The organism is Caballeronia sp., from assembly GCF_049581465.1.
Taxonomy (GTDB): Bacteria; Pseudomonadota; Gammaproteobacteria; order Burkholderiales; family Burkholderiaceae; genus Caballeronia.
The window spans coordinates 1-11,367 of record NZ_JBAUSA010001426.1; the positions used below are offsets into that span (position 1 = coordinate 1).

Sequence of the window (11,367 nt, forward strand, 5' to 3'; positions counted from 1 at the left end):
ATACAACGCAGTTGTAATCAGAATCGACGCTGGCATTAACACCGCGAGCGCCATCTCCTGCCCGGCGCCCAGCGCCTGCATGATCGCGCTCAATCCAAACGACACTGCGAGCGCAATGCCGATCCACAGCGCGCCGTAAAACACGAACGCTCCCCGGTTTTTCCAGCATGCCACGAAGCTGAAAAACAACGCTTTCACGGGCGGCACGTCGTGCCAGGCAACCAGAATCGGTGCGAACCAAAAGACCATCGCGATCGGAATGTAGCAAAGCATCGCGATCAGTACAGCAAGCGGATTAAAGCTGGCCGCGACAGTCTCAGGATCGCCGGTCGGTCCGTTGCCGAGCATCATGTTCAGCAGAAGACCATCATCGACGAGCGCCGACAACGCGAAAATCACCCCCATCGCGGCGATATATACGATGCCCAGGAGGAGCAGCCGCCGTGCAACTACCGCCCCATACGCGCGAAAGCCATCAATCAGGACCGTCGGCCAAACCGGCTTTTTTCCAATAGTGTTGCGACAAGCCGACATGAATCCGACCGACACGCCAGGAATCAGCAACAACGGCAACACCGGGCCAATCAGGGGCAACCGCGAGATCAACGTCATGACAAACAAATAGGCGAAGAACACCGTGAGAAACGCGAGCGGATTCCGGCGAAACAGCCAGATACCCTGGCGGAACCACACATAACCGGTTTTAGCGGAGACTTCGATCAATTGCATTGATTAATTACCGTGAACGGAAGTAGGCGCACTGTTGATGCGTTCGCGCAAAATGCGTTCGAAATGGCCGGGGTCGTGGGGCTTGAGCATCTCAGCTTCACGCGGCCGGTAAAAATCATAAAGGCGCGACACCCAGAAGCGCAACGCGCCCGCGCGCAGCATGTCGTCCCAGTGCTCCTCTTCGGCCAACGTAAACGGCCGCACGGTCTGATAGGCGCGCAGCAGCGCGTCCACCCGCGGGCGATCCAGCGCGCCCGTTGCGAGATCGGCGCACCAGTCATTCACGCAGACGGCGACATCGAAAAGCCATTTGTCGTTGCCCGCGAAGTAGAAATCGAAGAAACCGCCGAGCCGGGTTACATCGGCCGACGGATGCGCGAACAGGACGTTGTCGCGAAACAGATCGCAATGGCACGGTCCTTCCGGCATCGATCGATACGCCTCCGACGCAAAAAACGCCGCCTGATGGGCGAGTTCGTCGGTAATCAGCGCGCGCTGGTCGTCGGCCAGATGCGACAGCACGGCGGGCACGTTGTGCTGCCACCACGCGAGACTGCGCAGATTCGGCTGATATCGCGAAAAGTCGCGGCCCGCCAGATGGAGCCGCGCCAGCATCTGGCCCACTTCAATGCAATGCGCCGGCGTCGGTGCCATTTCCGGTGCGCCTTCCAGCTTGGTCACGATCGCCGCCGGCTTGCCGTTGAGTTCGCCAAACAATTTTCCATCGCGACGCGGCATGGGGTCCGGGACCGGCACGGCGTGCGACGCCAGATGACGCATGAAGTCGAGATAAAACGGCAGTTGCTCGGCCGTGAGGTTCTCGAAGATCGTCAGGACGTACTCGCCGCGAGTGGTCGTCAGGAAGAAGTTGCTGTTCTCTATGCCGGATGCAATGCCACGAAAATCGACAACCTCGCCGAGTTCATAGTGATGCAGCCAGTCGGCGAGTTGGAGTTCTGTGACAGCAGTGAATACGGCCATGCGGTAAACGTCGGTGAGGTTGAAGGGTTGTGCAACAAAGGGTTGCGCAATGAAGGGCTGGCCAAGCTCACAGGCTGCCCGGGCGAACCGGGCGGCCGATACACGAGGCGACGTTTGACGGGCGCGGTCAGTAGGTCAGGTTCAACGATGGCAGGCGCGTGCTGGGCTTGCCATTGTCGCGGACGGTCGGCGATGTGTCGGCGGGCGCGCTCATCTGATAGCGCGTGCCGAGGTTCGAGCGGACATTGATTTCGACGGGCTTGCCTTTGTCTCGGTATTCGGTGATTTCCGTGCCATTGGTGCTCTTCTCGTAATAACTCGGCGTGCGTGGCGGCGAGATTTCGACCTTCGAGCTGACCTCCGCCGCGGGCCGGTTGATGGCCTTCAGGTCGGGCAGTCCTGCGGCTTCTTCCGGTGACATGACGTGCGCTGGTGCGGCATCGGTCTCGGGCGCCGTTTGAGCAAATGCGCTGATGCAGGCGGTGGCGAGGACAGCCGCGAAGGCAACGGATTGAAGCGGCTTCATGATGTTTCTCCAGATGAGTGGTCTGATTTTAGCAAAGAGCACTCACTTCAGGGACCATTCAAGGACGCTGGCAGCCCGCTAATATCATGCTGCAGTCCCGCGTGAAGCCTTTATTTTGCGCTGGATTTATTAAATCGATGTGAGCATCGTGCGACGGGGTTGAAGAAAAGCGTCGCGGGCAACGGTGTTCATGGACACGCCGTTCTTCCGTGTTATGGTCGATTCATCACAAGAGCGCATGAAGACCATGACAAACGACCGCACGCAAGCCACCCATTCCACGCCTGCCAACTACTTCCCGACGGAATCCTTCGACGATCCCGTGGCCGCCGTCGCGCGTGTATCGGCCATATACGAAGCCAATACGTCCTTCCTGCGCGATGCCTTCGCGCGGTATCGCAAGCATGAGACGTTCGCGCATCGCGTGCGGGCGTGTTATCCATTTGTCCGTGTGCGCACCGAGTTGAACACGCAAATCGATTCGCGTCGTTCTTATGGCTTCGTCGCAGGGCCGGGTATCTTCGAAACCACGCTCACCCGTCCGGACTTATTCGGAGACTATTACCGTGAGCAATTGCGGCTGCTTACAAAGAATCATCATGTAGGCATTGAAGTGGGCGTATCCGCGCAACCCGTGCCCATTCACTTTGCATTTGCCGAAGGCATTCATCTGGAAGGCGATCTGGATCGCGACAGCCTGCTCGCCATGCGCAATATCTTCGATATGCCCGACCTTGCGCTACTAGACGATCGCATTGTGAACGGCACCTATGAACCCGCTGTGGGCGAGCCGCATCCGCTTGCGCTGTTCACGGCGGCGCGGGTGGATTTCTCATTGCATCGGCTGAGGCATTACACGGCGACCTCGCCCACGCATTTCCAGAACTACGTGCTCTATACGAACTACCAGTTTTATATCGATGAATTCGTGAAGCTCGGTCGTACCATCATGTCGAAAGCTGACGACGAGGAGACGCGCGCCTATAGAAGCGAATACACGTCGTTTGTCGAACCGGGCGACGTGATCTCGGGCAACGCAAACCTGGGCGACATAGAGAGCGAGCAACAAGGCGTAGCGCCCGCGCGCCTGCCGCAGATGCCGGCCTATCACCTGAAGCGCGCGGACGGCAGCGGCATTACGATGGTGAACATCGGTGTAGGACCATCCAATGCAAAGACCATCACGGACCACATAGCCGTGCTGCGCCCGCATGCGTGGGTCATGCTCGGACATTGCGCCGGATTGAGGAACACACAGCGTCTGGGCGATTACGTCTTAGCGCACGGCTACGTTCGCGAGGATCACGTACTCGACGCCGACTTGCCCTTGTGGGTTCCGATTCCAGCACTCGCCGAAGTTCAGGTCGCGCTTGAGAAAGCGGTCGCGCAAGTGACCCGGCTCGAAGGCGTGGAGTTAAAGCGTGTCATGCGAACGGGAACCGTGGCCAGCGTGGACAACCGCAATTGGGAATTGCGTGATTATCGTGAACCGGTACAGCGTTTGTCGCAAAGCCGCGCTATTGCCCTAGACATGGAAAGCGCCACGATCGCGGCGAATGGATTCCGCTTTCGCGTGCCTTACGGAACACTGCTTTGCGTCTCCGATAAACCTCTGCATGGCGAATTAAAATTGCCCGGAATGGCCGACCAGTTTTATCGTGCGCAAGTGGACCAGCATTTGCAGATTGGCGTGAAGGCGATGGAATTGCTGCGTATGAACGGGCTATCGAAATTGCATAGTCGCAAGCTGCGCGGCTTCGCAGAAGTCGCGTTCCAATGAGAAGAGGGGGTTCGCGAAGCGGCTCTGCCGAGGAGCCGCCCGCCCCGAACCCCCTTCAAGCAACCAAGACGATCACAGGTAGAACATCCGGTCTTCGTCCGATTTCCCTTCCGCCGGCTGTTCTTCCGCTTCCTCACGGTCTTCATAGAACTTCAACACGGCTTCCAGCACCTGGTCGGGATCGTCGATTACCTGCATCAAGTCGAGATCCTTCGCGCTGATCACGCCGGTCGGGACCAGCGTGTTGCGGAACCACGCAAGCAGCCCTTCCCAGAACTCGGCGCCGACTAGCACGATTGGCACATGACGCGACTTCTTGGTCTGGATCAGCGTGAGCACTTCAGCCATTTCATCGAGCGTGCCAAAGCCGCCGGGCATTACCACGACCGCATCCGAATTCTTCACGAACGTGACCTTGCGCGTGAAGAAGTGCCGAAAGCGCAGCGAGATGTCCTGCCACTGGTTGCCCGACTGCTCATGCGGCAACTCGATATTCAGCCCGACCGAGGGCGACTTGCCCGCATGCGCGCCCTTGTTCGCCGCTTCCATGATGCCGGGTCCGCCGCCCGAAATGACGGCGAAGCCTGCGTCGGAGAATTTCTGCGCGATCTCGATCGTGAGCTGGTAGTAGGGCGACTCAGGTTTCAGTCGTGCCGACCCATAGATGCTGATGGCAGGGCGGATCTCGGACAGATACTCGGTCGCCTCGATGAACTCTGCCATAATCGTGAACATCTGCCACGATGCGCGAGCCTTTTTGGCCGTCGCGCGCTCTTGATCTGCGAGTGATCGCAGACTCGGAATCACTTTTCTTTTGTTCATAATGCCTGAAGAACTTAATCTTGAAGGTAAGACCCTGCTATTGGTCGATGGGTCCAGCTACTTATATCGGGCGTACCACGCAATGCCGGATTTACGGGGCCCTGACGGCGGACCAACCGGCGCGCTGTATGGAATGATCAATATGCTGCGTCGCTTGCGTCGAGATATCAATGCAGAGTATAGCGCGTGCGTATTTGATGCCAAAGGCAAGACATTTCGTGACGACTGGTACCCGGACTACAAGGCGCATCGGCCTTCCATGCCGGAAGACCTCGTCCGCCAGATCGAACCCATTCATGTGAGCGTGCGTGCGTTGGGCTGGCCGCTCGTGATGATCGAAGGCGTGGAAGCCGACGACGTCATAGGCACGCTGGCCGTTGCCGCTGAAAAGCGCGGCATGAAGGTGGTCGTGTCGACGGGGGACAAGGATCTGGCTCAGCTTGTGACGGATCATGTCACCCTCATCAATACGATGACCAACGAGACGCTCGATCGCGCCGGGGTGCTGAATAAGTTCGGCGTGCCGCCGGAGCGGATCGTCGACTATCTCTCGCTCATCGGCGATACGGTCGATAACGTACCGGGCGTCGAAAAATGCGGGCCGAAGACGGCGTTGAAATGGCTCGCACAATACGACTCCCTCGACGGCATAGTCGCACACGCCGGTGACATCAAAGGTGCGGTGGGAGACAATTTGCGCGCGGCTCTCGACTTCCTGCCCATGGCAAAAAAGCTCGTTACCGTACAGACGGAATGCGACCTGACGGCGCAGATCACGTCGATTGATGAAACGCTTCCCGCGCGCCCCGAAGCACGCGACGAATTGCGCGATGTGTTCACGCGGCACGGTTTCAAGACGTGGCTGCGCGAAGTCGAGATTGCGGACGCGGTGGAAGGCCCGACGGACACGCCGCCCGCTCCCGCAACCGCGATGGAACGGCACTACGAGACCGTGCAGACGTGGGAACAGTTCGACCAATGGCTCGCGCGTATCGATCAGGCTGAACTGACCGCCTTCGACACCGAAACCACGTCGCTCGATGCCATGGTCGCGCAACTCGTGGGGTTGTCGGTGTCGGTGGAAGCGGGGAAAGCGGCTTATATTCCGGTCGCGCATCGCGGCCCGGATGCCCCCACGCAATTGCCACGCGATGAAGTCTTGCTAAAGCTGAAACCCTGGCTTGAAGATGCGTCGAAGAAGAAGGTCGGCCAGCATCTGAAATACGACGAACAGGTGCTGGCGAACTATGGCATCGAGTTGAACGGCGTCGAGCACGACACGATGTTGCAATCGTATGTGCTGGAATCGCACCGGCCGCACGACATGGACAATCTCGCGCTGCGCCATCTCGGCGAGAAGACCATCAAGTACGAAGAGGTGGCGGGCAAGGGCGCGTCCCAGATCGGCTTCGATGAAGTCGCGCTGGACCAGGCGTCGCCGTACGCCGCGGAAGACGCCGACATCACGTTGCGGCTGCATCAGGCGCTCTACCCCCAACTCGCCGACGCAACGCGACTGCTGGAGGTTTATCGCGACATTGAAATGCCGACGTCACGCGTCTTGCGCAAGATGGAACGCAATGGCGTGCTGATCGACGGCGAGTTGTTGCGCGTGCAAAGCGGCCAGATTGCCACGCGCCTGATTCAGCTCGAAGCCGAGGCTTACATGCTGGCGGGCGGCGAGTTCAACCTCGGCTCGCCGAAGCAGATCGGCCAGATTTTCTTCGAGAAACTGCAACTGCCGGTGGTCAAGAAAACGCCGAGCGGCGCGCCGTCCACGGACGAAGAAGTGCTTCAAAAGCTCGCGGAAGACTATCCGCTGCCGAAGATCCTGCTCGAACATCGCGGCTTGTCAAAGCTCAAATCGACCTACACGGACAAGTTGCCGCGCATGGTCAATGCGAAGACCGGCCGCGTCCATACGAACTATGGACAGGCCGTCGCGGTGACGGGGCGTTTGTCATCGAATGATCCGAACTTGCAGAATATTCCAGTGCGAACGGTCGAAGGCCGGCGGATTCGCGAGGCATTCATCGCGCCGCCGGGCAGCAAGATCGTGTCGGCGGACTATTCGCAGATCGAATTGCGCATCATGGCGCATATTTCCGGCGATCCGTCGCTGATGCGCTCCTTTGCAGAAGGCGAGGATGTGCACCGCGCGACGGCGTCGGAGATATTTGGCGTGACGCCGATCGAGGTATCGAACGATCAGCGGCGCATCGCGAAGGTGATCAACTTCGGGTTGATCTACGGCATGAGCGCGTTTGGGCTGGCATCGAATATCGGCATTACGCGCGATGCGGCGAAGTTGTATATCGACCGGTATTTCCAGCGCAATCCGGGCGTCGCGAACTATATGGAAGAGACCCGTGCGAAGGCAAAGCGCGACGGGTTCGTGGAGACGGTGTTCGGCCGCAGGCTTTGGCTCCCGGAAATCAACGGCGGCAGCGGGCCGCGTCGCCAGGGCGCCGAACGCGCCGCGATCAATGCGCCGATGCAAGGTACAGCCGCCGATTTGATCAAGCTCTCCATGATCGCGGTGCAGGACTGGCTCGAAGCATCGAAGATCGAAACCAAAATGATCATGCAGGTTCACGACGAACTCGTGCTCGAAGTGCCCGAAGCAGAATTGCCTGAAGTGCGCAAGCGCCTGCCGGAACTCATGTGCGGCGTCGCAACGCTTAAGGTGCCGCTGGTCGCCGAGGTCGGCGTGGGTAACAATTGGGAAGAAGCGCATTGAGAGCGAACTGAGAGCGCATTAAGTCGCGCATAACTTCTTGTTGATCGCGTCGATCGACCGTTTACCGGAGTATTGAATGCATCGATTCATTATCGTGGGCGGCGGGGCGGGCGGGCTGGAACTGGCTACGGGTCTTGGGGACAAGTTCGGCACGGCCAACGGAAAGCGCACAGCACGCGCGCAGGTCACGCTGATCGATCGCAATTCAACACACATCTGGAAGCCGCTGCTGCATGAGGTCGCGGCCGGCAGCCTCGACCCGTTCTCGCAGGAATTGCCCTACGTCGCGCAGGCGCGCTGGCACGGTTTTGAGTTTCAGCAGGGCGACCTGCTGGGCATCGACCGGGCGGCAAAGCGCGTCACGCTCGGGCCTCTTCTCGACGACGAAGCCGGCGAACTGCTGCCGCAGCGTGACCTTGAATACGACACGCTGGTCGTGGCTATCGGCAGCACTACGGCGTTTTTCGGCGTACCGGGTGCGCAGGAAAATTCTCTCGCGCTGGACACGGTCGCCCAGGCCGAACTGTTCCGCAAGCGGCTGATCGCGGCGTGTATCCGCGCCGAGTATCGTACCGAACCGCCGTGCGTGCCCGCTCAGGACGGGATGCACACGCCGCGGATCCAGGTGGCGATCGTTGGCGCCGGCGCGACGGGGGTGGAGTTATCGGCGGAATTGCGCAACACGGCGCAGGTCCTGCATGCCTATGGCTTGCATAAGCTCGATCCGCAACGCGACATCGGGATCGTGCTGATCGAAGGCGGACCGCGTATCTTGCCCGCACTGCCCGAACGCGTATCCACGGCAACCGCCCAGTTGCTGGAGAAGGTCGGGGTTGAATTGATGACCGGCGAGACTGTGGCGGAGGTGTCGCGAACGTCGATTCGCACCGCGAGCGGAAAGACGGTGGCGGCCGACCTGACCGTGTGGGCCGCGGGTATCCGGGCGCCGGTCGTGCTGTCGCAACTGGATGGACTGACCACCAATCGGCTCGGCCAGCTCATCGTGCGCAGCACCTTGCAGACGGCAACCGACGACAACATTTTTGCCCTCGGCGATTGCGCCGCCTGTGCCTGGCCGGGCGGCGAGAAGGCGGACCGCAACGTGCCGCCACGCGCGCAGGCCGCGCATCAACAGGCGAGTTTCTTGCTGAAATCGTTCGAGCGCCGGCTCGATGGTCGGCCCCTGCCTGACTATACGTATCGCGATTTCGGGTCGCTCGTGTCGCTCGGGCACTTCAGTGCGGTCGGCAGCCTGATGGGCGGACTGATCGGCGGCAATATGCTGATTGAAGGGCTGTTCGCGCGTTTCATGTACCAGTCGCTTTACCGGATGCACATTGCCGCGCTGCATGGCGTGGCGCGCATGGTGCTCGACACGGTCGCGCATTGGCTGCGACGTTCCACGGCGCCGCGCGTCAAATTGCATTGAAGGCCAATGGAATAATTATCGGTAGCACTCGTTCATAAGCTGAATCCTTTGCGGCCGATGCCGCTGGAGCCTCGCATGTTATCGCCCGATATCGACAGCCTGATTCCGCATGTTCCCTTCAATCGGCGCACCTTTATCAAGGCCGCATTCGGTACGGGTTTTGCCGCGTGCGTGATGCCGGTGTCCGCGCAAACCATCATTACCGATAGCGACGGCCTGCTGGCCGGCCCGGTCGGTTTCAAGGCCGCCGATGGCACGCTGATCCCGGCGTATCGCGCACAACCGATCGGCAAGACGAAGCTGCCCGTGATCATCGTGATTCACGAGATTTTCGGCGTGCATGAACATATCGCCGATGTCTGCCGGCGCTTCGCCAAGCTCGGCTATCTGGCTATCGCGCCCGATCTCTACGTGCGCGAGGGCGACGCATCGAAATTTCCGACGATGCAACAACTGAACGACCAGCTTGTTTCGAAAGTGCCCGACGACCAGGTTCTCTCCGATATCGATTCCACCGTCGCCTGGGCGGGCGAGCATGGCGGCGATTTGCATCGGCTGGGGGTGACGGGTTTTTGCTGGGGCGGGCGGATCACGTGGCTATACGCCGAGCGCAATCCGCGGGTCAAGGCAGCGGTGGCGTGGTACGGCCGGCTCGTGGGTAGCAAGACGGCGAACAATCCGGCCAATCCGCTCGACCGTGTCGCCGATCTCAAGGCGCCCGTGCTGGGTCTGTACGGCAAGCTGGACCAGAGCATTCCGCAAGACACTATCGAGGAGATGAAGCAGGCGATCGCGACCGGACCCGCCATTGCGCGCGGGTCGGAATTCGTAGTCTACGACGACGCGCCACATGCTTTTTTCGCGGATTATCGGCCGAGTTACCGGAAAGCCGATGCTGAAGACGGGTGGAAGCGCGCGTTGGCGTGGTTCAAGGAACACGGCGTCGCGTAAATCAAGTAGGGCGACGCCGTTGCTTCGCTGCGGTCACGGCTTTGCGCGCCGCGCCGCAACGGTCGGTCTTCGGTCGCTCAAGGCGTCGCGCCTCTGGCGACCGGGCGCGACGGGTCCGAACACCATTCGCTCCACGAACCCGGATAAAGCGCCGCGCCATGCAGGCCGGCGATTTCCATTGCCAGCGCGTTATGGCATGCGGTGACGCCCGAACCGCATTGCAGCACGATGTGCTCCGGCGAGGTGGCGCCGATCAATGACCCAAAGACTTCACGCAATTCATGCGCGGATTTGAAACGCCCGTCGGCATTCAGGTTGTCCTTGAAAAAGCGATTCAGCGCGCCCGGAATATGGCCGCCGACGGGATCGAGCGTTTCGTTTTCTCCCCTATACCGATCTGCCGCGCGGGCGTCGAGCAGCAGGTGTTCATGCGTACCCATACTGCGCACGACCGCGTCGACATCGACGGTCACGGCCAGCGGTGCGCCTGCTTTGAACGTGCCTTTTGAGCGGGGCGACTCGGTGGTGTCCAATGGTTGCCCCGCCGCTTGCCATGTTTGCAGGCCGCCGTCGAGCAGCGCCACCGAGTCGTGCCCCAGCCATCGCAGGAGCCACCACAGCCGCGCGGCGTACATGCCGCCGTGGGCATCGTAGGCTACGACTTGCTGGTGCTCGTTAAGCCCCAGGCCCTGGAGCATGGCGACCAGTGCGCCTCGCGCAGGTAGCGGATGGCGGCCGTTGTGGCCGGTCTTCGCGCCCGAGAGATCGCGGTCGAGGTGCAGATAATGCGCGCCGGGAATGTGCCCCGCCGCATAAGCCGCGGCGCCCGCGTCAGGCGCGGCGAGATCGAACCGGCAGTCAGCGAGGAACACGCTGCCGGGCGAGGCGGCCAGGCGCTCGGCGAGATTGGTCGCGGAAATCAACGTGGTGTGGTGCGTATGCGGCATGACAGCTCCCGAAGCGAACGCGCACTTGGGTTTCAGGCGTGGCGTCGCGATAGTGAATCCCGCTGGTTAATCGCGGTAGTGACACTTCAAGTCTAAACAAAAAAGTCGGAAGTATTCAGGTCGTTGTTGGGTAGTCGTTGGGTGCGCGCGTGATTGCAAGCGAAAAAGCCCGTCAAACCCGCTGATACAACGGGTTTGACGGGCTTTTCCTATCTGCTGAACCGCAAGTGCCCTCAGATCTCGCCGAGTTGCCGCCGTAGGAACTCGTGAAAGTGCTGCATTCCGGATTCCATGGGACTCTGATAAGGCCCCACCTGCGATTCTCCGCGATTCATCAATGCGCGGCGTCCTGCGTCCATGCGCTCGGCGATTTCATCGTCTTCGCACGCGGTTTCCATGTACGCCGCCCGTTCCGCCTCAATAAATTCTCGCTCGAACAGCGCGATTTCCTCGGGGTAATAA

At 60.3% G+C, this 11,367-nt stretch carries 10 protein-coding genes; 4 read left to right on the plus strand and 6 right to left on the minus strand.

Going from position 1 to position 11,367, the window contains the following annotated elements:
- The 3 genes from WCA53_RS34475 to WCA53_RS34485 form a co-directional block, all read right to left on the minus strand.
- Nucleotides 1-729: BPSS1780 family membrane protein (locus tag WCA53_RS34475; RefSeq protein WP_423922856.1), on the minus strand; the 729-nt coding region annotated here is incomplete at its 3' end.
- Nucleotides 730-732: 3 nt separating this feature from the next.
- Nucleotides 733-1,710, minus strand: a complete 978-nt coding sequence (locus tag WCA53_RS34480) for a homoserine kinase (protein ID WP_423922860.1) — start codon at nt 1,708-1,710, stop codon at nt 733-735.
- A 127-nt stretch (nt 1,711-1,837) separates the two neighbouring features.
- Nucleotides 1,838-2,236, minus strand: coding sequence for a hypothetical protein (locus WCA53_RS34485; RefSeq protein ID WP_423922863.1), 399 nt, complete (start codon nt 2,234-2,236; stop codon nt 1,838-1,840).
- A 247-nt stretch (nt 2,237-2,483) separates the two neighbouring features.
- Between WCA53_RS34485 and WCA53_RS34490 the strand changes: the two genes are divergently transcribed.
- Nucleotides 2,484-4,016 carry an AMP nucleosidase gene (locus WCA53_RS34490; protein ID WP_423922883.1) on the plus strand — a complete coding sequence of 511 codons (1,533 nt, stop codon included), beginning with the start codon at nt 2,484-2,486 and terminating at the stop codon, nt 4,014-4,016.
- A gap of 72 nt (nt 4,017-4,088) precedes the next feature.
- On the opposite strand, the gene WCA53_RS34495 is transcribed toward WCA53_RS34490, so the two are convergent.
- Nucleotides 4,089-4,838: a TIGR00730 family Rossman fold protein gene (locus WCA53_RS34495; RefSeq protein ID WP_423922866.1), complete on the minus strand. Its 750-nt coding sequence runs from the start codon at nt 4,836-4,838 to the stop codon at nt 4,089-4,091.
- Nucleotide 4,839: 1 nt separating this feature from the next.
- On the opposite strand from WCA53_RS34495, the gene polA reads away from it, so the two are divergent.
- The 3 genes from polA (at nt 4,840) to WCA53_RS34510 (ending at nt 9,958) form a co-directional block, all read left to right on the plus strand.
- A complete protein-coding gene (gene polA / locus WCA53_RS34500; protein WP_423922886.1) occupies nt 4,840-7,578 on the plus strand; it encodes a DNA polymerase I in 2,739 nt (912 codons plus the stop codon).
- A 76-nt stretch (nt 7,579-7,654) separates the two neighbouring features.
- Nucleotides 7,655-9,007 (plus strand): NAD(P)/FAD-dependent oxidoreductase, encoded by a 1,353-nt coding sequence (locus WCA53_RS34505; RefSeq protein WP_423922869.1) that lies wholly within the window; start codon nt 7,655-7,657, stop codon nt 9,005-9,007.
- 75 nt (nt 9,008-9,082) lie between these two features.
- Nucleotides 9,083-9,958 carry a dienelactone hydrolase family protein gene (locus tag WCA53_RS34510; RefSeq protein WP_423922872.1) on the plus strand — a complete coding sequence of 292 codons (876 nt, stop codon included), beginning with the start codon at nt 9,083-9,085 and terminating at the stop codon, nt 9,956-9,958.
- A gap of 77 nt (nt 9,959-10,035) precedes the next feature.
- Here WCA53_RS34510 and WCA53_RS34515 read toward each other — a convergent pair whose 3' ends face one another.
- Both WCA53_RS34515 and WCA53_RS34520 read right to left on the minus strand, forming a co-directional pair.
- Nucleotides 10,036-10,905, minus strand: a complete 870-nt coding sequence (locus tag WCA53_RS34515) for a sulfurtransferase (RefSeq protein ID WP_423922876.1) — start codon at nt 10,903-10,905, stop codon at nt 10,036-10,038.
- A 233-nt stretch (nt 10,906-11,138) separates the two neighbouring features.
- On the minus strand, nt 11,139-11,367 hold a 229-nt coding region (locus WCA53_RS34520), incomplete at its 5' end, for an SRPBCC family protein (RefSeq protein ID WP_423922881.1).

Bases quoted from the DNA above. Each gene is read 5' to 3' on its own strand.
- WCA53_RS34490 (WP_423922883.1), top strand. From the start codon at position 2,484: ATGACAAACGACCGCACGCAAGCCACCCATTCCACGCCTGCCAACTAC.
- polA (WP_423922886.1), top strand. From the start codon at position 4,840: ATGCCTGAAGAACTTAATCTTGAAGGTAAGACCCTGCTATTGGTCGAT.
- WCA53_RS34510 (WP_423922872.1), top strand. From the start codon at position 9,083: ATGTTATCGCCCGATATCGACAGCCTGATTCCGCATGTTCCCTTCAAT.
- WCA53_RS34480 (WP_423922860.1), bottom strand. From the start codon at position 1,710: ATGGCCGTATTCACTGCTGTCACAGAACTCCAACTCGCCGACTGGCTG.
- WCA53_RS34505 (WP_423922869.1), top strand. From the start codon at position 7,655: ATGCATCGATTCATTATCGTGGGCGGCGGGGCGGGCGGGCTGGAACTG.
- WCA53_RS34515 (WP_423922876.1), bottom strand. From the start codon at position 10,905: ATGCCGCATACGCACCACACCACGTTGATTTCCGCGACCAATCTCGCC.
- WCA53_RS34495 (WP_423922866.1), bottom strand. From the start codon at position 4,838: ATGAACAAAAGAAAAGTGATTCCGAGTCTGCGATCACTCGCAGATCAA.
- WCA53_RS34485 (WP_423922863.1), bottom strand. From the start codon at position 2,236: ATGAAGCCGCTTCAATCCGTTGCCTTCGCGGCTGTCCTCGCCACCGCC.